This window comes from Streptococcus infantis, from assembly GCF_000960085.1.
GTDB classification, from domain to species: domain Bacteria; phylum Bacillota; class Bacilli; order Lactobacillales; family Streptococcaceae; genus Streptococcus; species Streptococcus infantis_C.
In genome coordinates this window covers 176,997-198,051 of record NZ_JYGT01000010.1, presented here as the reverse complement: position 1 = coordinate 198,051, position 21,055 = coordinate 176,997, and the positions used below count along the sequence as shown (strand labels likewise).

At 38.7% G+C, this 21,055-nt stretch carries 19 protein-coding genes and 1 pseudogene; 3 read left to right on the top strand and 17 right to left on the bottom strand.

What is annotated here, in order from left to right:
* Nucleotides 1-5: 5 nt before the first annotated feature.
* From glyA to TZ94_RS08520, 6 genes are read right to left on the bottom strand one after another with little or no spacing between them, the layout of a single operon-like run.
* Entirely contained in the window at nt 6-1,262 is a 1,257-nt protein-coding gene (glyA, locus tag TZ94_RS08545) for a serine hydroxymethyltransferase (RefSeq protein WP_045615937.1), read from the bottom strand.
* A complete protein-coding gene (locus tag TZ94_RS08540) occupies nt 1,259-1,705 on the bottom strand; it encodes a GNAT family N-acetyltransferase (RefSeq protein ID WP_045615935.1) in 447 nt (148 codons plus the stop codon). Before TZ94_RS08540 ends, glyA begins: the two co-directional genes overlap by 4 nt.
* A gap of 1 nt (nt 1,706) precedes the next feature.
* Nucleotides 1,707-2,309 carry an L-threonylcarbamoyladenylate synthase gene (locus TZ94_RS08535; protein WP_045615933.1) on the bottom strand — a complete coding sequence of 201 codons (603 nt, stop codon included), beginning with the start codon at nt 2,307-2,309 and terminating at the stop codon, nt 1,707-1,709.
* Nucleotides 2,293-3,129, bottom strand: coding sequence for a peptide chain release factor N(5)-glutamine methyltransferase (gene prmC / locus TZ94_RS08530; RefSeq protein WP_045615932.1), 837 nt, complete (start codon nt 3,127-3,129; stop codon nt 2,293-2,295). The genes TZ94_RS08535 and prmC overlap by 17 nt, the downstream gene beginning before the upstream one ends.
* Nucleotides 3,129-4,208: a peptide chain release factor 1 gene (gene prfA / locus TZ94_RS08525; protein WP_045615929.1), complete on the bottom strand. Its 1,080-nt coding sequence runs from the start codon at nt 4,206-4,208 to the stop codon at nt 3,129-3,131. The genes prmC and prfA overlap by 1 nt, the downstream gene beginning before the upstream one ends.
* Entirely contained in the window at nt 4,205-4,795 is a 591-nt protein-coding gene (locus tag TZ94_RS08520; protein WP_045615927.1) for a thymidine kinase, read from the bottom strand. Before TZ94_RS08520 ends, prfA begins: the two co-directional genes overlap by 4 nt.
* A gap of 123 nt (nt 4,796-4,918) precedes the next feature.
* Between TZ94_RS08520 and TZ94_RS08515 the strand changes: the two genes are divergently transcribed.
* Nucleotides 4,919-5,101: a 4-oxalocrotonate tautomerase gene (locus TZ94_RS08515; protein WP_001117401.1), complete on the top strand. Its 183-nt coding sequence runs from the start codon at nt 4,919-4,921 to the stop codon at nt 5,099-5,101.
* A 114-nt stretch (nt 5,102-5,215) separates the two neighbouring features.
* Nucleotides 5,216-6,589 (top strand): tRNA uridine-5-carboxymethylaminomethyl(34) synthesis GTPase MnmE, encoded by a 1,374-nt coding sequence (gene mnmE, locus TZ94_RS08510; protein ID WP_045615925.1) that lies wholly within the window; start codon nt 5,216-5,218, stop codon nt 6,587-6,589.
* Nucleotides 6,590-6,873: 284 nt separating this feature from the next.
* Here the strand turns inward: mnmE and hemH are convergent, their stop codons facing one another.
* Complete coding sequence (hemH, locus tag TZ94_RS08505) at nt 6,874-7,968, bottom strand: ferrochelatase (protein ID WP_045615924.1); 1,095 nt, start codon at nt 7,966-7,968, stop codon at nt 6,874-6,876.
* Between the two features lie 154 nt (nt 7,969-8,122).
* Between hemH and pepT the strand changes: the two genes are divergently transcribed.
* Nucleotides 8,123-9,346 (top strand): peptidase T, encoded by a 1,224-nt coding sequence (pepT, locus tag TZ94_RS08500; RefSeq protein ID WP_045615923.1) that lies wholly within the window; start codon nt 8,123-8,125, stop codon nt 9,344-9,346.
* A 57-nt stretch (nt 9,347-9,403) separates the two neighbouring features.
* Here pepT and TZ94_RS08495 read toward each other — a convergent pair.
* The 10 genes and pseudogenes from TZ94_RS08495 to TZ94_RS08450 all read right to left on the bottom strand — a co-directional run.
* A pseudogene (locus tag TZ94_RS08495) lies at nt 9,404-12,430 on the bottom strand (pneumococcal-type histidine triad protein); the annotation flags it as partial.
* 7 nt (nt 12,431-12,437) lie between these two features.
* Nucleotides 12,438-13,364, bottom strand: a complete 927-nt coding sequence (locus TZ94_RS08490; protein WP_045615921.1) for a metal ABC transporter solute-binding protein, Zn/Mn family — start codon at nt 13,362-13,364, stop codon at nt 12,438-12,440.
* Between the two features lie 138 nt (nt 13,365-13,502).
* The gene (locus tag TZ94_RS08485) at nt 13,503-14,312 is read right to left on the bottom strand and encodes a hypothetical protein (protein WP_241767294.1); all 810 of its coding nucleotides are present in this window, start codon (nt 14,310-14,312) and stop codon (nt 13,503-13,505) included.
* A 305-nt stretch (nt 14,313-14,617) separates the two neighbouring features.
* Entirely contained in the window at nt 14,618-15,529 is a 912-nt protein-coding gene (locus TZ94_RS08480) for a bifunctional riboflavin kinase/FAD synthetase (protein ID WP_045616180.1), read from the bottom strand.
* Between the two features lie 55 nt (nt 15,530-15,584).
* The gene (locus TZ94_RS08475) at nt 15,585-16,568 is read right to left on the bottom strand and encodes a dihydroorotate dehydrogenase (RefSeq protein WP_071788266.1); all 984 of its coding nucleotides are present in this window, start codon (nt 16,566-16,568) and stop codon (nt 15,585-15,587) included.
* Nucleotides 16,531-17,331: a dihydroorotate dehydrogenase electron transfer subunit gene (locus TZ94_RS08470; RefSeq protein WP_045615918.1), complete on the bottom strand. Its 801-nt coding sequence runs from the start codon at nt 17,329-17,331 to the stop codon at nt 16,531-16,533. Before TZ94_RS08470 ends, TZ94_RS08475 begins: the two co-directional genes overlap by 38 nt.
* Nucleotides 17,332-17,579: 248 nt before the next feature.
* The gene (locus TZ94_RS08465) at nt 17,580-18,269 is read right to left on the bottom strand and encodes a CTP--phosphocholine cytidylyltransferase (protein WP_045615916.1); all 690 of its coding nucleotides are present in this window, start codon (nt 18,267-18,269) and stop codon (nt 17,580-17,582) included.
* Between the two features lie 12 nt (nt 18,270-18,281).
* The gene (locus TZ94_RS08460) at nt 18,282-19,160 is read right to left on the bottom strand and encodes a DMT family transporter (RefSeq protein ID WP_045615914.1); all 879 of its coding nucleotides are present in this window, start codon (nt 19,158-19,160) and stop codon (nt 18,282-18,284) included.
* The gene (locus TZ94_RS08455; protein ID WP_045615912.1) at nt 19,150-20,019 is read right to left on the bottom strand and encodes a phosphotransferase family protein; all 870 of its coding nucleotides are present in this window, start codon (nt 20,017-20,019) and stop codon (nt 19,150-19,152) included. Before TZ94_RS08455 ends, TZ94_RS08460 begins: the two co-directional genes overlap by 11 nt.
* 12 nt (nt 20,020-20,031) lie before the next feature.
* On the bottom strand, nt 20,032-21,054 hold the full coding sequence (locus TZ94_RS08450) for a ribitol-5-phosphate dehydrogenase (protein WP_045615910.1): 1,023 nt from the start codon (nt 21,052-21,054) through the stop codon (nt 20,032-20,034).
* Nucleotide 21,055 lies beyond the last annotated feature (1 nt).

Here is a 21,055-nt window from a genome sequence, read left to right as displayed (position 1 = left end):
AAATATTAGTCCTCGTATAATGGGAAGGCATCTGTCAAGGATTTGACTGCACTTCTCACTTCTTCTAAGACAGCTTCGTTTTCTGCATTCTTAAGTGCTTTAATAATAAGTTCAGCAACTTGACGGCTTTCTTTTTCACCAAATCCACGAGCAGTAATTGCTGCCGCTCCGATACGAATACCACTAGTCTTAAATGGTGACAAGGTTTCATAAGGGATAGAGTTCTTATTTAGGGTAATATTAACTTCATCCAGCAAGTTTTGAGCTACTTTTCCACTTTCTACAACCTTAGTTACATCCACTAGGAAGAGGTGGTTTTCAGTGCCACCAGAGATAATACGGAAATCAGGGTCTTTCAAGAATACTTCAGCCATAGCCTTACTGTTCTTGATGACGTTAGCAGCATATTCCTTGAAGGCTGGATCCAAGACTTCTTTGAAGGCAACAGCCTTAGCAGCAACAACGTGCTCTAATGGTCCACCTTGGATACCTGGGAAAATGGCAGAATTTATCTTCTTAGCAAGGTCTTCGTCATTGGTCAAAATCAAACCACCACGTGGTCCACGAAGGGTTTTGTGGGTCGTTGTTGTAGTGATATGGGCGTATGGTACTGGACTTGGATGAAGACCAGCAGCAACCAAACCAGCAATGTGAGCCATATCGACCATGAGCTTAGCACCGACTGCATCTGCGATTTCACGGAATTTAGAAAAATCAATAATGTGAGAATAGGCTGAAGCACCAGCAACAATTAGTTTTGGTTTTACTTCTTGGGCTTGTTTCAAGATGACATCAAAGTCCAGAAGTTCTGTTTCAGGATCAACGCTGTATGAAACAAAGTTGTAGGTTTGACCTGAGAAGCTTACAGGAGCCCCGTGAGTCAAATGACCACCTGCAGCCAAATCCATTCCCATAACTGTATCACCTGGCTCAATCAAAGCCATGTATGCTGCACAGTTGGCTTGACTTCCTGAGTGGGGTTGTACATTAGCAAACTTTGCTCCAAAAATCTCCTTCGCACGTTCAATAGCTAGAGTTTCAATAACATCTACTACATCTGTACCACCGTAATAACGACGACCTGGATAACCTTCGGCGTATTTATTAGTCAAGATAGACCCTTGAGCAGCCATAACAGCCTTAGAAACTACGTTCTCTGAAGCAATTAATTCAATATTATTTTGTTGGCGTTCCTCTTCTTTGGCAATGGCATTCCAAAGATCCACGTCATAGGCTTTAAAATCATCTTTGTCAAAAATCATAGGTCTTCTCCTTTTATTAATTTAATGAATCGTTTCTGCATTTTATCGCAGGTATAACCAACTCTTTCATAAAATGCATGCGCACCAAGACGATGGTCTGCAGAATTTAAGCGAATAAAGTTATAGCCACGTTTTTCTGCTTCCTGTTCTAATCCTTCAAGCAAAGTTTTACCGATTCCTTTACCTTGTGTTTGATGTAAAACAGCTAAAGCTAGGATATTAAAACCTGGTTTTGAATAAAGGGATTCATAAACCTCAGCATGAACATAACCAAGTAAGTCATGGCTGGTTGAATCTTCAAAACCTAATAGGAAGTGATGGGGGTCTTGAGACAACTTAGCTAGTTGACTAGCCGTTTCCTCAGGGCTAAAATCATAGCCTAAAGCTTCTTTGTTAATGACACAAATTGTTTCGACATCTGCCGCTTTCAAATCACGTAGCATATCATACCTCCTCAAAAGGAATTTCAGGTATCTTGGCAAGAATATCTTCTTGTTTAATTGATCCTTGGCGTAGAATTCTTGCCTTACAAGCAGTCAAATCTAAAATAGTCGAATCTTGACCTGTTAAAAAAGCATCATCTTCTATTCCCATAACCTCTTGTCCGAAATCTTTTAAAATTTCTTTAAAGCTAACACCACTTGTATGTCCTGAAATATTTGCAGACGGGCCGATTAAGGGACCAAACTCACGAATCAATTCTAAAGTGACGGGATGACTCGGCATGCGAAATCCAACAGTCGTCATGTCTGAATTAACCCAGTAAGGAACCTTGTCATTAGCTTCTAGGATAATGGTCAATGGACCAGGAAGAAAACTTTCAACAAGTTGTTGTAAATAAGGTGGCTGATTCTTAGAAAAGTTCAAGATATCGTCTAAACTAGCAACATTGAGATTGAGAGCCTTATCTCTAGGGCGACGTTTGATCCGATAAACATGGTCAACAGCCTCCTCATCCAAAGCTTTCGCAAAAAGACCATAAACTGTCTCCGTTGGCAAAACTACAGCTCCACCCTTTTCCAACTCTTGCTTAATTTCCTCCATCATCAATGACAACCATCCTATCTTGGTCAAATTGGTCTTTGAGCGTTCGAACTCGTTTCTCTGGAAGATTTTCCATAAAGAGAGCGGGTACACTTTGACCTTGTTTGTAGCCAATTTCAAGATAAATCTTACCACCATCAGTTAGATAGTCTTTGGAACCTTCCGCGATTTTGCGATAGATTGCTAGACCTTCCTCGTCTGCAAAAAGGGCTAAATGTGGCTCTGAATGCAAAACATTCAAACCAACTTCTACCTCATCTGCTCGAGAAATGTATGGTGGATTGGATACAATTATATCATATTTTGCAGAAATTTCGGAGAAACAGTCGGATCTGATGAATGAGATATCTAGATTTTGCCTCTCAGCATTCTCCATTGCAAGCTCTAATGCATCCTGTGAAATATCCGCAGCCGTAACTGACCAATCTGGTCTATTTTTCGCTAAAGCAAAGGCTATTGCACCGCTTCCTGTTCCGATATCTAGTACTTTGAGATTTACCTCAGGATTTTCAGCAAGAATGAGCTCTACCAACTCTTCTGTCTCTGGTCGAGGAATCAAAACTCGCTCATCGACTTTTAACTGCATCCCAAAGAATTCAGCATGACCGATAATGTACTGGGCTGGTATATGAGCTGCCAATTTTTTGTAGATTTCCTCCACAAATTGCTTCTCTTCCTCTGTTAGTTCTTGCTGAAGTGCAAAGACGAAGTCTGTAAAAGATAGATTTTTTAGGCTACGATAGACAAAGGAGAGGCTTTCTGCTTCCTCTCCTTGTACTATCAACTTTTCCTCAAAATCTTTAAAAATTTGAGCTAATTTCATTACTTGTTTAATTCTTCTAATTTTTGTGTTTGATCGTAAAGAACCAAGGCATCTACAACTTCATCCAATTTACCAGACAAGATGGTATCTAGTTTTTGGAGGGTCAAGCCAATACGGTGGTCCGTAACACGGTTTTGCGGGAAATTATAAGTACGAATCCGTTCTGAACGGTCACCAGTACCGATTGTTGACTTACGCTCAGCGTCTTGTTCATCCTGGGCAATTTGTGCAAAGTGGTCAGCAACACGCGCACGAATAATCTTCATAGCCTTCTCACGGTTTTTCTGCTGGGTACGTTCTTCCTGCATCTCAACCTTGATATTAGTCGGCAAGTGAACGATACGAACGGCAGTCGCAACCTTATTGACGTTTTGTCCACCAGCACCTGATGCGTGATAGATATCCACACGAAGGTCTTTTGGATCAATATCGTATTCAACTTCTTCGATTTCAGGCATGACGAGAACTGTCGCTGTTGAAGTGTGTACACGACCTTGGCTTTCAGTCACAGGGACACGTTGCACACGGTGGGCACCTGATTCGTACTTAAGTTTAGAGTAAACAGATTGGCCTGATACCATGGCAACTACTTCTTTAAAACCACCAACGCCGTTCATAGAAGCTTCCATGACTTCAAAGCGCCAGCCTTGAGCTTCAGCATACTTTTGGTACATGGTTAGCAAATCGCCAGCAAAGAGAGCTGCTTCATCTCCACCAGCTGCACCACGGATTTCTAGGATAATGTTCTTATCATCGTTTGGATCTTTTGGAAGAAGCAAGATTTTCAGTTTTTCTTCGTATTCTTCTTTTTCAGCCTTAGCGTCTTTCAATTCTTGCTTGGCCATTTCTTCCAAGTCTGCATCTCCGCCTGATTCCTTAATCATTTCCTCAGCGTCGACAATGTTTTGAAGGACTTGTTTGTATTCACGGTAGGTTGTAACTGTATCACGAGTAGAAGCTTCTTCTTTTGAAAGCTCCATGAAACGTTTGGTATCAGAGACCACATCTGGGTCACTGAGCAATTCTCCCAATTCTTCATAACGGTCTTCTACAGCTTGTAGTTGATCATAGATATTCATTCTTTCTTATTCTCCTTATTGATTTCAGGGGCAAAATAATGTTTGCGACAAACCGAGATATAGGTTTCATTGCCACCTATCTGGATCTGCTCACCATCATAGACTGGCAATCCGCCCTGCGTACGCAAGACCATAGTCGCTTTTTTCTTACAATACTGACAAATGGTCTTAATTTCATCAATCTTATCTGCTAAAAGCAAGAGGTGTTTAGAACCTTCAAACAGCTCATTGCGAAAATCGTTCTTCAAACCAAATGCCATAACAGGTATGTCTAACTCATCAACAACACGGGCCAAGTCGTAAACATGATGACGTTTTAGAAATTGAGCTTCATCAACAAGCACACAGTAAGGCTTTTCAGGCAAATCCCGGATAAACCCAAAGATATCTGTCGTTTCCTCAATAGCAACTGCTGGTCTTTTCATCCCAATTCGACTTGAAACATAGCCAACACCATCACGCGTATCTAGAGCCGAAGTCATAATCACAACTCCCTTTCCTTGCTCCTCATAGTTATAGGCTACCTTGAGAATCTCGATGGTCTTTCCTGAGTTCATAGTCCCATAACGATAATACAACTGTGCCATGCTTCTATTTCACGTCCATTTCTAAATTTTTGCTACATTCTAGTATACCATAATTTCTCAAAGCTTTAAATGGCAAAATGTGGTAAAATAGAAGAAATCAAATAACTAGTGGAGGACGCAATTATGCCATTTGTACGCATTGATTTATTTGAAGGACGCACGCTAGAGCAAAAGAAAGCCCTAGCTAAGGAAGTTACAGAAGCTGTTGTTCGTAACACAGGAGCACCTCAGTCAGCTGTTCACGTTATTATTAACGATATGCCTGAAGGAACTTATTTCCCACAAGGTGAAATGCGCACTAAATAAAGCTTAAGCAATCTGCTTAGGCTTTTCTTTATAAGTGGCATTCGTTGAATAAAACACTAGATTTTGTTACAATTTTAAGTGATATTTGTATATAAATTGTAAAAAGGAAATGAAATGATTACACGTGAATTTGATACCATCGCAGCAATCTCGACACCGCTTGGTGAAGGGGCTATTGGGATTGTTCGTTTAAGCGGAACAGATAGCTTTGCTATCGCCCAGAAAATCTTTAAAGGCAAGGACTTGAGCAAGGTTGCTAGCCACACTCTAAACTACGGACACATCGTTGATCCTCAGACAGGCAAGGTCATGGACGAGGTCATGGTGGGAGCTATGAAGTCCCCGAAGACCTTTACTCGTGAGGATATTATCGAGATTAACACCCACGGTGGAATCGCCGTAACTAATGAAATTCTCCAGCTTGCTATCCGTGAAGGAGCTCGCTTGGCAGAACCAGGAGAGTTTACTAAACGCGCCTTCCTTAACGGTCGTGTCGACTTGACTCAGGCTGAAGCTGTCATGGATATCATCCGTGCTAAGACAGACAAGGCCATGAATATTGCAGTCAAACAACTAGATGGTTCACTATCTGATCTCATTAACAATACTCGTCAGGAAATTCTCAATACACTGGCACAAGTAGAGGTTAATATCGACTATCCTGAGTACGACGATGTTGAAGAAGCTACTACTGCTGTTGTCCGAGAGAAAACATTGGAGTTTGAGCAATTGCTAACAAATCTCCTTAAAACAGCCCGACGTGGCAAAATCCTCCGTGAAGGAATTTCAACAGCCATCATTGGGCGCCCCAACGTTGGAAAATCTAGTCTGCTCAACAACCTCTTGCGCGAAGATAAGGCCATTGTAACTGATATTGCAGGGACAACTCGAGACGTCATTGAAGAATACGTCAATATCAACGGTGTTCCACTGAAATTGATTGATACTGCAGGTATTCGTGAAACAGATGATATCGTCGAGCAAATCGGTGTTGAACGCTCCAAGAAAGCCCTCAAGGAAGCTGACTTGGTACTACTAGTACTGAACGCTAGTGAACCTTTTACTGCCCAGGACCGACAACTTCTCGAAATTAGTCAAGATACCAACCGTATTATTCTTCTCAACAAGACTGATTTACCAGAAGCGATTGAAACTGCTGAGCTTCCAGATGATGTCATCCGCATTTCCGTCCTCAAAAATCAGAATATAGATAAAATCGAGGAACGCATCAACAACCTCTTCTTTGAAAATGCTGGCTTGGTTGAACAGGATGCAACCTACCTATCCAATGCCCGTCATATTTCATTAATTGAAAAGGCAGTTGAAAGTCTGCAAGCAGTTAACGAAGGTCTTGAACTGGGCATGCCAGTTGATTTGCTTCAGGTTGATTTGACCCGCACTTGGGAAATTCTCGGAGAAATCACCGGAGAAGCAGCGCCTGATGAGCTTATTACTCAATTGTTTAGCCAATTCTGTTTAGGTAAATAAGAAAAACTAGTTTAAAAAATGCTAGTCACCTAAAAAGAGGTTGGGACAAAAAGATCCCGACCTCACTTTTTATTATCAATCATAATTTGACGCGGTAGCTGATTGAACTTTTTGTTCGTCTTTTCGACTCCAAAAAGCTCCTAATCATCCTCGCGGGGCTGGGACTACGAAATCAAGACTTTGTCTATCGATTTCTGTCCCACCGCCTTTTCTTTCACCTTCTGCGTTATATCCTGCCTTAGCAGATATTTGAAACAAACCTTACTTGTCCTTTTCTATTTTACTTAGTCTTTGGGTAATTTGCCAGCTTTTTCAAGCATTTTTTTGATTAAATAAGGCATCTTGACATTTTCACGACCTTTTTTCTCAATTAATTTTTTAACAAATTCTGGCATTTGTAAGTCTTGTGATTCATCTAAAATATTCTTAGTTTCATCCGAAGGGACTAATTCATCAAAGGTCTCTTCTTCTGGGAGCAATTCTCTAAATTCTTTATGTTCGTTAGCTCGGACAATATTGACCAAGGCATCAATCAAGCGAGAATCTGTATTTGGCATTGGTGGACGATGGTAGTTCACCTCCAATTCCTGGCATAAGTCATAACATTCCACATCATTGTCAAACAAAACTTCAATGTGCTCACTAATAAAACTAATAGGTACAAAAATATAATGCTCTGGATGTTCTTCCTGTTCTCTAAGATATTCCAGGACATCTGGTTTAATCCAAGGAATACCAATATCACTTTCACTCTGCCAAGTGTTGGTATATTGGTCTGGATTTAAGTTTAATTTCTCAGCAATTAGTTTGCTATTTTCGAAAATCTGGTCGATATAGGGATCACCAAAATCCAAGGCAAAAATGGGCACACTGTGGGCAGAGAAGATGACTTTAAAGCTATCCTGTTTCACCTTTTCTTTTAAAATCTTAGCAATTTCATCTGTCCAATAGTTTAATAGTGCTTCTTCTTGATACCAGTCCTTAATAACTAAAAACTGAATTTGTTTGCTTTCCAGAAACTTTTCGTACCCCATGACAGAGTAAAAGGAATAGTGTGGCTCCAAAATCAAGCAAATACACTTTTCAATTCCATCTGCTTCCATTTGCCGAATTACATCAGGAATAAAGGGTTTTGAAAATTTATTGGCAAAATAGACACTATATTCATTTCCTAACCTAGCCTCTACCAAGGCAACTTCTTCACGGGTAATTTTTTGAAGTGGAGTTCCTCCAATTCGTACATAATTATTATAAAGTGTTTGAATTTCATGGTCTTGAGGTCGAACTCCTCGACGAATGTTAGTAAAAAAGTCAGCCACTCCCTCAAAGGTAATCTCTTCTGGTGAACCAAATGTCATCATTAAAATTGCTTTTTTCATCTCTGCATCCTTGTGATATTTTTATCTTTCTTATTGTATCACTAAAGAAGCCATAAGTAAACGCTAACATAAAGATTTTATCGCCCTTCCGACTTTTGTTTTTCTCTTCTTTCTATGATACAATGGTTTTAAAAGAAGGAAAAAAGGAGTTACGATGAAATATCCAACATTGTTGGAACGTTTTTTGACTTATGTCAAAGTCAATACACGTTCTGATGAAAATTCAACTACTACACCAAGTACTCAAAGTCAAGTAGACTTTGCCACTAATGTTCTCATCCCGGAGATGAAGCGTGTCGGTTTGCAAAATGTCTATTATTTGCCAAACGGTTTCGCTATCGGTACGCTTCCAGCTAACGATCCAAGTTTAACTCGAAAGATCGGTTTTATCTCCCACATGGATACTGCTGATTTTAACGCTGAAGGTGTCAATCCACAAGTAGTTGAAAACTACGACGGGGGAGTTATCGAGCTCGGGAATTCTGGTTTCAAGCTAGATCCTGCCGATTTCAAGAGCTTAGAGAAATATCCTGGACAAACATTGATTACTACTGATGGAACTACTCTTCTCGGTGCCGATGATAAATCAGGTATCGCCGAAATCATGACAGCTATCGAATACTTAACTGCTCATCCTGAGATTAAACACTGCGAAATCCGTGTCGGCTTTGGACCTGATGAAGAGATTGGTGTTGGTGCCAATAAATTTGATGCAGAAGACTTCAATGTCGACTTTGCTTATACAGTTGACGGTGGACCTCTAGGTGAACTTCAGTACGAAACCTTCTCTGCTGCGGGTGCTGAACTCCATTTCCAAGGTCGTAATGTTCACCCAGGAACGGCTAAAGGACAAATGGTTAACGCCCTTCAGTTGGCAATTGACTTCCATAACCAACTTCCAGCTGGTGACCGACCTGAATTGACTGATGGTTACCAAGGTTTCTACCATCTCATGGATATAACTGGTAATGTTGAGGAAGCGCGTACTAGCTATATCATTCGTGACTTTGAAAAGGATGCCTTTGAAGCACGAAAAGCTGCTATGCAAGTAATCGCAGATAAGATGAACCAAGAACTTGGAAGTGATCGTGTTACCTTAACTCTTACCGACCAATACTACAACATGAAGGAAGTCATTGAAAAGGATATGACACCAGTAACCATTGCCAAAGCGGTTATGGAAAGTCTTGATATTACACCAATTATCGAGCCTATTCGTGGTGGAACTGACGGATCAAAGATTTCCTTTATGGGAATTCCAACGCCAAATATCTTTGCTGGTGGTGAAAATATGCATGGCCGTTTTGAATATGTCAGCCTTCAAACAATGGAACGTGCAGTTGATACAATCATTGGCATTGTATCTTACAAAGACTAAAAAAGAAGTAGCAAAGCTACTTCTTTTTTAGTTGACTTCTTTCTCACTTGTTTCTGGAGAACTAGTCGTTGGATTGCTTGATTCAGTCTGTTTGTCGCTTGCTTGATTGCTTGTTGTTTCAGAACTTGCTCCATCCGGCTTAGCTTTGGATTGAAGTTCTTGGTTTAATGATACAATTTCTTGCGCAAGAGCTAGAAGAGCTTGTTTGTCTTTACTTGCAGCTGACAATTTATCGAACAAGGCATCCACTTTTTCAAAGTCCGTATCAGAACCATTATTCATTTCCAAATAAGTATGAAGGGCAAGGACTCCGTTATATAATTTTTGATAGAGAACTAAAACCTCTGGGTCTTGATTAGCATTCTCACGTTCAGTCTGAATGGTTTGTGAAATACGTTTTATAAGATCTTGAACTTGTGTGTTTAGTTCATCAAGGTCCGCGTCTTCTTTCTCCAATGCTACCTTGAGATTTTTCACTTCGTCAGCGAGTGAAGCTTTTACACCTTCTTCTTTGACTTGAGCCACTAATTCATCAGCTTTCGTTAAGAGTCCTTCTACTTGAGCTTTTCGAACATGATTGCTTTGTTCCTCAGGCTTAATATCATCATACAAACCTTTCAAGAACTCATAGACTGCTGTCTTAGCACTATGACCATCAACTTTTTCAGTATCTAAAATCGTTTCAGAAGGCTTACTTGTAACAGGTTCATTCTTCAGAGCTTCTTCAACTTCCAGTTTTGTTTGATAGATTTCTGGGAATAGTTTGTTCAAGTCAGTCGCCTTAAGGAAGGATTGTGACTGATAAAGAGTCCAAGTTAAGTTGGCAACTTTATTTCTAAGAGTGTCATTTAAGCGACCGTCAGATAGATGTTGGTAGAAATACTTGATGTATTCGACTGTCGTAACACCAGTACGGTCATTAAAATCTTGCAAGGCTTGTAACTTAGCTTCAACTGCATCTAAACCTGCTTCATCTTGGGCAAGTTTATTTTCTTGGAGCTGAGTCAATAAATCCTTCTTAGGAAGTCCATAAGCATCTGTGTCTAAGGTATTAATCTTATCTACTAAAGCTTGATATTTCTTGTCTAAAGGACTGATTTCTGTTGGTTTGACACTTGAGTCAATGTGAATATACTGCTTATCAAACAAATCCAAAGCCGCCAAATAACCTGCAGTAGAGTTGGTTGATAGCTTCTTCATATTCTCAGAAAATTGTCCCAAAGCAAGTTCAATCTGTCTTTGAAGAATTGGTTTATCTTTATAGACTTCACGACTTTCTGCTAGAAGTTGATCAACCTTATTTTGAACAGTCGCTTCATCAAAAGCTCCTGGTTGGTAGTTAGATTGCAAAGTAGGAATCTTATGTTTTAAAGCAACTTCATAACCTTTAGTCTGAACTTTAATGTAGTGATTATGGTCACCATGAGGTATGACGAAGCTACCATTTTCAACCTGTAGGCTATAAGGAGAGACACCGTCACGAAGTGCAGTTGTATAGAGTTCGTTTAGAAAATCAAGCTCTGCATCACCTGTTTGAAGCGGAATTCGAACGTGTTCCTTTCGAACCGCATAAGGGTGAATGTGAGTTGGGTCATAAGCCTGGTCTGGATTTCCAAATACAAAGAATCCATTTGAAATTCTGATAGCCTCAAGAGGAACGCCATATGTTTTAGAAATATAAGCTATTTTTTCTTCATCGCTGGCATCTCGAGAGAAACTTTCAACCGTCTTGGCAAGTGGTTTAACAAGTTCTGTCTGCTGATGGCCATGAAGATGGTCTTGTGCAGCCTTAATCTGCTCTGCTGATAAATCTTTTTTAAAGAAGTAATGATTGTGATCTCCATGACTCATGATAAAGCCAGCTGCATCTTCGCTGATGACTCTATCCGCATCAAAGCCGTGATCATGGTCTTCACCATGATGGTGGTCATGCTCATCTTCATCATGGTCCTCATGACTTGGACTTGGTGTCACTGGTGACTTAGCTTTCAAATGATCTTGTGCTGCCTTGATTTGCTCAGGTGTCAAATCTTTCTTAAAGAAGTAATGATTGTGATCACCATGACTCATGACAAAACCTTCTGAATCTTCACTTATAATTCTATTTGCATCAAAACCATGATCGTGTTCCTCTTCTTCATGGTGAACATGTGGTAACGGATTATTTGGTGTAGAATTAGAAGGACTTTCTAAGTTTGGAGTGTTAGATTGTGCTTGATGATTGTTAAGAGATGATTTAGGGATATAGTGATAGTGGTCCCCATGTCGTACGATATAAGCATCGCCAGTATCTCTGACAATATCATTAGGGTTAAAGATATAATCATCATCTGCTGCAGAAACACCATTATTCGGTGTCAGTGACAAGGGTTGACTGAGAGCTGAACTATTGCCAGATAAATAAGCCTTTGCGGCAGCTAATTCACCCGCTGACAGATCACTCTTAGGAATGTAATGATAATGACCTCCGTGAGGAACGATAAATGCATCACCTGTATCCTCTATGATATCCGCAGGATTAAAGACATACCCATCGTCGGTTGTGTATCGACCTTGTGCTCTAGCAGCAAGAACTTCTGTGCTTACACTACTTTGATCTGAAGTATGTTCTTGTTTTTGGCGCTCAATTTGCTCTTTGCTACGAATATTATCTGCATGACTAGCATCTTTTAAGTAGACATAGTACTTCCCATCCACCTTGATAATGTAGCCACCCTTAATCTCATTGATAATATCTTCATCTTTCAACTGATAGTTTGGATCTTTCATGACTAACTCTTCGCTAAAGATGGCATCATATGGTACCTTACCATTGTAAAAATGAAAATGGTCGCCGTGTGAAGTCACATATCCTTGGTCCGTAATCTTAGTAACAATCTGCTCAGCTTCTATTCCTTCCTTCTTGCTAACTTGATCAGGAGTCAAATTTTCGTTCTTTTTAGACTCATTGTTTTTCCCATCAACATAGGATACACGGTTATTTTCTTTGTTCTCAGGCGCTTGATGTTGATTTAAAGCGTAAGCGCAGACACTTAAGGCAAGAACCACTGCGGATCCTGCTAAATATTTTTTATTAATTTTCATAAACTCCTCATTTCAATTCTTGTGCTAAGATAGCCATATTTTCTTCAAGATTCTCCAAGTAAGACTTGTCATTTTGTGGATCAGCCTCTAAAGGATTTAAAGTTTTAAGACTCACACCTGTTGATTTTACAAGTGTGTCAGCAACTTTAGAAGAAACATTGCTTTCAGTAAAAATAGTTTTGACTTTATAAGTCTTTACAAATTCTTGAATTTCAGTCAATTGTCTTGGACTTGGTTCTTGGTCAGGTGAAATACCAGCAATCCCTAGTTGATTTAGACCAAACCGTTTGGACAAATAAGAAAAGGCCGTATGTTGCGTTACAAATGTCTTCTGACTTGATTTTTCAAAGATTGGTTGATACTTCTTAGTAAGTTCATGAGCTTTATCACTAAAACTTTGTGCGTTTTTCTGATAAATAGCCTTATTAGCACTATCTAGTTCCGATAGCTTGTCAGCAATAATCTGTGCTTCTTCAGCAACCTTTTCAGGATCAAGCCATGTATGAGGATCATACAAGGTCTTCTCGTCAATCCCTTTCCCGGCATCCATATCTTCTAAGCCGGGAACTCGCTCCAAAGTCATTCCATCTGAAGCTTCTATGACTCTTACTTTGGAATTCTGTAGGCTAGGATCTAGACTTCCTGCCCACGACTCCAAGGTATGTGAATGATAAATAAAGACATCAGCATCATAAATAGCTGCAATATCATTTGCAGAAGGCTCGTAGGAATGAATACCGGAACTCGACTGAATCATCCGAACATCGTTTAAATCACCAGAAACCTCTTTAACCATGGCGTAGACTGGATAAAAACTGGTCACTATTTTCATTCCCTTGTCTTCCTTGCTTTCTTGATTGTCCTTTTGTCCACAAGCTCCTAAAACGAGAGTAAAGAAGGCCAGCATAAGCCAAAGGATACTTCTTTTTTTCATCACAACTCCTTAACTAGTGTTTAACCATTTAATTAACTAGTAAACATTCTACTCCTTAAAAATTAAGATGTCAAGCTAGAAATTTACTTTTTCCCAAAATTTTACTGATAAAAAAGCACCGCTTTAACGATGCTTTTTTTAGATTCCTAAGAAAATATCTGGAAATTTTTCAGAAATTATATTCCAGAATTCTTCCAATTGTTCTTGTACTGTCTTAGTAGTTTTAATAATCAAATTTTGTTTCTTTCCACTGTTCTTGTTAATGCAACACAATTGATATACTTTGTTTGTAACTCCATAACGATGATAGCGTTGTTCAATTAGATAAATCTGTTGTATTTCTCTTAAATCAACGGCTTGTGTCCCTTTAAAGTAAGTAATAAGATGGTTTTTGTATAGAATAACTTTTAAATCCTGATCGTAGTAATCAGATTCTTCCGCAATACTATCAAGATTTCCTTGCAATTCTGGATATGACTGATACAATTCCTCATATGAAGCAATTGATTTTTTTCGCAAAATGAAGGCACCAACTAATGTAAAAACTCCCATACCGCCAAAAACAACAGCACCTATAACATATGTCCAACCATCTCGTGAATGTTCAGTTAAACTGAGATAAACATTTGTATTCATGTTTTGATAAACTGTAGAACTAGGTTCTAGAATTGATCTTAAGAATCCAGTTAAGTCAACAATTCTGTTATTTCTTGAAGTATTAGCTTTTGTGTTAAGGGGTTGTAACTGTGTACCAGTCAAAGTACCTGGATTTTCAGCTAAAGTTTCAGCTGTTGCTTGATCTATTAATTTTTTTATCTCAGCATCATTTTCTTTAGCCTCAACTACTGCATACTTACCTTCTCCTTCTTGACTATATTGAACGAGATAAACAACGCTTCCACCATCAACATCACCAATAACTTCTGGGTAAATGTCATAGATAGTCATTTTTACTTGTTTACCGGATTCATTATTTGTCGCAAAAGCAGTTGTCGGATTTTTATGCAAATTCTATAGAAATCCCATCACAATAGCTATAGCAAAAAGAAATAATGAGAGAACAAGACCTGAGATGAATCCCTTGTTTCGTTTTTCCTTGAACATTATAGACTCCTTTAGTTTGATAATTAAATTATATCAAACTAAAACTTATTTTTCAATATTAGTGGTGATTCATTGAAGATAGCATAATTTTTAAAAGTTCTAAAGAAGAAATAAAAATCTCGAACTATTATTCGAACTTTTTAATACTTTTATTTTCTTGCAGCTTGTTCATCTTCTTCAAGTTGTTTGACCAGTTGTTCAACACTGTCAAATTTTACCATATCTCGGATACGATCTAACCAATAGACGGTCACAGTCTCTCCATAAATGTCTTCATCAAAATCAAAGATATTGACTTCAAAACGCTCTTCTTCTCCATCGAAGGTCACGTTCTTTCCGACACTGGCCATTCCACGATACAGTTTTCGTTTTATTTCAATATCAACAGTATAGACACCATCTGCTGGCATATAAGTACGATCCAAAAGCACTAGATTAGCAGTAGGATATCCAATTGTACGTCCACGAGCATTACCGTGTACCACAATTCCTCTTGTCGGAAGAGGGCTTCCTAATAATTGACCTGCTTCTTTTACATCCCCTTCCAGAATGGCTTGACGAATACGAGTAGAGCTAATCTTTCCTTTTTCATCTTCTACAGGTGGTACTACAACTACTTCTCCATCAAAGATTTCTTTTAAATCTTCCGCTGATTTTCGATCAGAACCTAAGCTATAGTCAAATCCAACTACAATGGTATCAGCTTTAACTTCCTTGACAAAGGTATCTACGAACTCTTGCGCTGTCATATTAGCAATACGGCTTGAGAAATCCATCAGATAAAGATTTTCAACACCAGCTCGTTTAAACTTACGTTCACGTTCTTCTGCATTCAGGATATGAAGTAAATTTTCTGGTGAATAGGATTTTAAGGTTAACTTCGGTGATTCATGAAAGGTAATTAAAGCAACGCTTAATCTTTTCTTTGCAGCTATTTCACCAGCTATACTAAATAGTTTTTGATGCCCTAGGTGGATACCATCAAAATATCCTAATACTAGGACAGTCGGTCCTGGTGTTGCAATGTCTTTTTCAGTTTTTATAGGTATTGTTACAATCATAGTCATATTATACCAAAAAGAAGAATGCATTCAAAACATTACGAATTTAAAAAGACTATAAGCTACTCTTCACTTCTTTCCTAAGTTGTTCCAGACTTTCGATGTTATATTTGTCCATAACTTTTGGCAGGTTTTCGATAATATCTGGACAAGCATATGGATTCGTAAAGTTTGCTGTTCCAACACCAATAGCTGACGCACCAGCTAAGTACATTTCTATAGCAGCTTCAGCTGAATCAACTCCTCCCATACCAATGATTGGTAGATTGGTAGATTGGGCTACTTGACGGATCAATTTGAGAGCTACTGGAAAGACTGCTGGTCCAGACATGCCCCCTGTCCCATTTGCAATGATTGGCTTTCTAGTTTTGAGGTCAAAACGCATACCGACAAGAGTATTGATCATGGTAAGACCGCTAGCACCAGCATCTTCTGCTGCCTTTGCTATGGCTACGATATCAGTCACACTTGGAGTTAGTTTAACGTAGACTGGAACATCTGATGCTTCTACAGCTGCTTTAACCACATCATAAGCCAACTCAGGGTCCTGTCCAATTAAAAGTCCATGATTTCCATGATCGACATTAGGACATGAGATATTGAGCTCGATGGCTTTTACATTAGTTGCCTTTGAAATTCCATAAGAAACGGCTGCATACTCCTGTTTTGAAAATCCAGCAACATTGGCGATAATAGGGAGATTTGGGTATTCTCTTTCAAGCCAAGGTAATTTCTCAGAGAGAACGACATCTAAACCAGGATTCTGCAAACCAATGGCATTGAGCATACCAGCAGGTGTTTCTGCCACTCGAGGTGTTGGATTACCAAATCGTGGTTCAAGCGTAGTAGCCTTTATCATGATAGAACCTAATAGATCTAAATCATAGTATTTAGCATACTCTTGACCAAAACCAAAACAACCTGATGCGGGAATGATAGGATTCTTTAACTCTAAGCCTGGCAGAGAAACTTGTAATCGATTTGTAGTCATGACACTCTCCTTATAAAACAACTGTCCCTGTTTTAAATACAGGCCCATCTTCACAGACACGTTGACTAACTGTTTCACTATCTGGAACTTTTAGGACACAAGCATAGCAAGCCCCCATGCCGCAGGCCATACGCGATTCTAAAGATAGATAAGCTCTTGGGTGGTCGTAAAAGGTTTGATTGATATATTTCATCATACCAGGTGCCCCACAAGAGTATATGGCGTCAAATTCAGTGTCTAATTCCTTAATCACAACTGAGACATTCCCCTTGATCCCATAGGAGCCATCATCAGTCGTCACAAAGACTTTGCTGTATCTGGCTAATTCATCTTCCAAAATGACGGCATCTTTAGTAGCAAATCCTAGTACAGTAGTAATTTCCACCTCGCACTCATGTAATTGCTTAGCAACTTCAAGTAAGGGCGGAACTCCAATTCCGCCACCAACTAGGAGAACACGACTACGCTGGTCTAATTCTGATAAATCAAAACCATTTCCTTGAGGTCCCATGACATCCAGGCTATCACCTGCTTTTAAGGTTGAAAAGATTGCTGTACCAGAACCTTCGATTCGATAAATAAGATGGCATTGTTTCTTAAACTTATCAATAGATGAGATTGAAATTGGACGACGCAAGAGATGAGCATCATCAGGAACTCGTAAATGAAGAAATTGTCCAGCTCTCATAGCTTCTACCATTTCTCCTTCTAATACTAGCTCATAGATTGCTGGTGCAATCTCATCTTGGACAACAACTTTCATAGTTTCCAAGCGAATAGCACCCATGCGTTTTCTACAATTTGGATTCATAACTTTTCCTCCTTAAATTTTAACGGGATCAGATAAAGAAAAACCTTGCTATTGCAAGGTTTCAGTTAAGATATTTACACAAAAGTAGCAAATAAGCACTTGCTTACTTGTTCCCATTGTAGCTTCTTTTCTCTGACACCTTGTGAGTCTCTCTGGACTTCCCTTAAAGGTTAAATTTTCACTAGTATACTGTATCAAACATGAAAAGTCAAGTAAAAATAGGTAAGGTATCAGTTCATAAAAGTTGCTTATTTTTGTGAAGAAAGAATTTTTTCTAGTTTTTGATAATCTTTAACACTGTCAATTTCGTAGATAGAATTTTCTTCTAACTCCTCTACGTAAACATCTAGTTCTTTGATATTATCTTTAACCATGTTGTCCCAGTAAAGGTCTACAAACTCGCCGCTTGCATAAGCCTCATCGATAAATCCAACAATTTTTTCAGCTGTTGGAGCATCCCAGAACGATACCCCACTCAAGATACGTCCGTTTTTACTATCGACGATGATATCTTGAACTTTGAAGTCATCACCATAAACTAGGAACCACTCATTGTCACAATCCTCACGATAAACACTAAAATATGTTGAACGCTCGATATCATTGCGGAACATATTCTTGAAAAGATAATTATCAGCATCAATAACGTAGCTGTTAGCCAACTCTTCTTTTACCAAGTAAAGAGAGTAAAAGTTATTGTAATCCGCATACTTATCGTTGAAAACTAAACGCACACCGTATTTCTCTTTGAGATAGTCGAACTGTTCTTTCAAATAACCTACGACGATGATAATGTCATCAATTCCTCGTTCTTTTAAATATTCAATTTGATATTCAACCAAAGGTTTTTGATTGACTTTAACCAAGGCTTTGGGAGTATTTTCTGTCATAGGACGTAAACGAGTTCCCAATCCCGCTGCTAAGATGATCGCTTTCACGCGTTTTCTCCTTTATTCTTTAATGATAATATAAACACCAGCCATTACAACAAATGAAGTTATAATGGTCAAGACAGTCAGAGGTGTCCCCAAGAACATCGCTGCAAACAGGACAGTCCAAACTACATAACTGACATTTAAACCAGTTGCTTTTGCTGGTTGCAATCGATTGATAGCCATATAGTAGGCAAGATAAGAAATCATATTAAATGCTGCAAAGACAATTAATAGACCAAACAATTGGCCATTTGCCACTTCTGCAAATGAGTGATGCGAGAAAAGCACAATAACAAGATAAGACAAGAAGGATGTAACTTGACGAATCAAGAGAGCTTCAATTTCGCTGAGGTCACTTTCCATAGCAAAGGAGCTCAGAACACTTTCACTTCCCCAAGCAAAAGCACAAATCAAAGCACATAGAATACCTATGTAGAAAGAATTAACCTGCTCTGCTTTATAGGTCTGAGCAATAATCCCAGCAATAATTAGAAAGATACCAAAAATTGTATTTTTGGAAATCTTGTGCTTCAAAAAGAAGAAGGCAAGCAAGACTGAGACTGCCGGATAAATAGCTGAGACTGACGAAGCTAATGAACTTCCAATATACTTAACCGCATAGAGATTGGCCTGCATACCAATCGGACCGGCTAGTAAAGCTCCGATGATAACACTGACATTTCGAATGTTCAAGAAGATTGAAAAACGAACTCTGCCTTCCTTAACTAGAAGATATCCTAGCAAGATAAAAATACTTAGGAAATCGTGTGCTGCTGCTACTACAAAGGGCGATAAATCCGTGAATATTGAAAAGATATAAGCACTAATAGTTAATCCTAATCCCCAGAACACACCTGATAGTAGCCCAAAAGAAACTCCATTTTTAGCCTTCATTAGAACCTCCCATATAATCCAATTCCTTCACAGCTCTATTGTAACGAGAGATCCCATAATCTCCGAAATCTGCACCATTTTCTTCTTTGTAGATAGTCCAAAGACTCCAAATAATATCTTGCAATATTTTGTAGATACGAATTTTCTCTCTAGAAACGGGAGTCTTATCACTCTCATAATGACTTAGGAAGTCTTCTTCCTCTGCACTTGTAAATTCAGATTCTAGGAAGAGGGCTGCCAAATCCCACATAGGATCATTCATAGATGAATATTCCCAATCAATGAGATAAAGATGTCCATCTGATCCTTCAATAAAGTTTTCAGGGACCAAATCAATATGACACGATTTCTTATCCATTCCAATTTGTTCAAGCTCTTCTTTCAGAGAAAATACAGATTTTCTGACAACTTCATAGTTCGGATAGAAAATCTCCCCTTGAATCAATGATTCATATTTTTTAATTTCCTCAAAAGGAGCAAACTCTCCTTTTAATTCTTTACCCGAAGCATGGATCGTTTGTAAAATTGGAGCTATCTTCTCAAATTTAGTTTTAATGGTAGTTGAATCAAGTGTCTCTGCATTTTCAATATATTGATTGACCTTGATACCTGCTTCAATATCGAAAAGATAATTTTCTACATCTAATTTCAAATCCTTCAACAATTCAAGATTGAATTTTTCGTTCTGACGGTCGATTAATTTATCTGTACCTTTTCCAAAAAACTTAACAATATACTGATTTGAAGATGTTTTGACCAAGTAGTTTTGATTGGTCATCCCACCTAATTGCTCAACACTTAGAATATCCTCATCAGTTGATAGTAAAGAGGTAAGTTTTTCCTTAATGATTTTTTCCACAATTATCCTCCATTAGACTTCCCACTTAAAGACTGTTTTAAAAGCAGTATTTAAGTCAGTTGCAAATACTCGGTGAATATCTTTAATTTCTCTTACAGGTTCCTCTAGATAAATGATATTCTTCAAACGATTGGCAAATTTCTTGACTTCCATCATTTGAATTGCCTTTTCAAAGTCAATTCGCCCAGAACGAGAAGAACCTACAAGTAACAAACCTTTTTCGAGGGCATCACGGGTATTTATATTTACCTTATACTCACTAACACCCATCATTAATAGAGTTCCCTGGGGTTTGATGTAACGAATCAAGTCATTAATAGCAGGTCCGCATCCATCACCACCACAGCATTCGAAACCATGGTCAAAACTAAGATCTTCTGGAATGCTATCCGTAATGTAGAGCTCTTTTGCAAATGAGAAGAGTTCTAACTTTTCCCAGTGACGACCGATAACAATAATCTCAGCTTCAGGCAAGGTATAGTTGATAATATTCGCCATGACAAAGGCTAGACTACCATCTCCAATAACTGCAATACGCTGACGTCTGCTGTGAGAAACTGTCGAGAAACGATTCATAGCGTGCATCCCCACACTAACAAATTCAGTAATGGCAGCTACTGTATCTTCGATGTCCTCGTAAGCTACTACACGATCCTTTGGAAGAGAAACAAACTCACGCATGAATCCATCATAACCACTTGACAAGAAGTAGGTACCTGTCATGTAGTTTTCATAGAACTCCTCGTCACTCTGCATTGGAGGTTGATTAGGAATCATAACGACTTTTTGACCAACCTTGTAAGTACCTGTCGGATCAGAGATGACAGTACCACAGGATTCGTGAATCATGGCCATTGGTAGCTTTTTCGCTAAAATCTTTGGATCACGTTTTCCTTGATAGTAGCGCTGATCCGCATGACAAACAGCCATATAGTTTGGTCGGATGAGAATATGATTCTCTTGATCAATTTCTTCTTCCTGATATTTAATATTAATAAACTTTGGTTTTGTCAGTTGATAAATTTGATTAATCATG

Coding starts and splice junctions, on each gene's coding strand:
- glyA (WP_045615937.1), bottom strand. CDS start 1,262: ATGATTTTTGACAAAGATGATTTTAAAGCCTATGACGTGGATCTTTGG.
- TZ94_RS08540 (WP_045615935.1), bottom strand. CDS start 1,705: ATGCTACGTGATTTGAAAGCGGCAGATGTCGAAACAATTTGTGTCATT.
- TZ94_RS08535 (WP_045615933.1), bottom strand. CDS start 2,309: ATGATGGAGGAAATTAAGCAAGAGTTGGAAAAGGGTGGAGCTGTAGTT.
- prmC (WP_045615932.1), bottom strand. CDS start 3,129: ATGAAATTAGCTCAAATTTTTAAAGATTTTGAGGAAAAGTTGATAGTA.
- prfA (WP_045615929.1), bottom strand. CDS start 4,208: ATGAATATCTATGATCAACTACAAGCTGTAGAAGACCGTTATGAAGAA.
- TZ94_RS08520 (WP_045615927.1), bottom strand. CDS start 4,795: ATGGCACAGTTGTATTATCGTTATGGGACTATGAACTCAGGAAAGACC.
- TZ94_RS08515 (WP_001117401.1), top strand. CDS start 4,919: ATGCCATTTGTACGCATTGATTTATTTGAAGGACGCACGCTAGAGCAA.
- mnmE (WP_045615925.1), top strand. CDS start 5,216: ATGATTACACGTGAATTTGATACCATCGCAGCAATCTCGACACCGCTT.
- hemH (WP_045615924.1), bottom strand. CDS start 7,968: ATGAAAAAAGCAATTTTAATGATGACATTTGGTTCACCAGAAGAGATT.
- pepT (WP_045615923.1), top strand. CDS start 8,123: ATGAAATATCCAACATTGTTGGAACGTTTTTTGACTTATGTCAAAGTC.
- TZ94_RS08490 (WP_045615921.1), bottom strand. CDS start 13,364: ATGAAAAAAAGAAGTATCCTTTGGCTTATGCTGGCCTTCTTTACTCTC.
- TZ94_RS08485 (WP_241767294.1), bottom strand. CDS start 14,312: ATGACTATCTATGACATTTACCCAGAAGTTATTGGTGATGTTGATGGT.
- TZ94_RS08480 (WP_045616180.1), bottom strand. CDS start 15,529: ATGATTGTAACAATACCTATAAAAACTGAAAAAGACATTGCAACACCA.
- TZ94_RS08475 (WP_071788266.1), bottom strand. CDS start 16,568: ATGGGCCTGTATTTAAAACAGGGACAGTTGTTTTATAAGGAGAGTGTC.
- TZ94_RS08470 (WP_045615918.1), bottom strand. CDS start 17,331: ATGAATCCAAATTGTAGAAAACGCATGGGTGCTATTCGCTTGGAAACT.
- TZ94_RS08460 (WP_045615914.1), bottom strand. CDS start 19,160: ATGAAGGCTAAAAATGGAGTTTCTTTTGGGCTACTATCAGGTGTGTTC.
- TZ94_RS08450 (WP_045615910.1), bottom strand. CDS start 21,054: ATGATTAATCAAATTTATCAACTGACAAAACCAAAGTTTATTAATATT.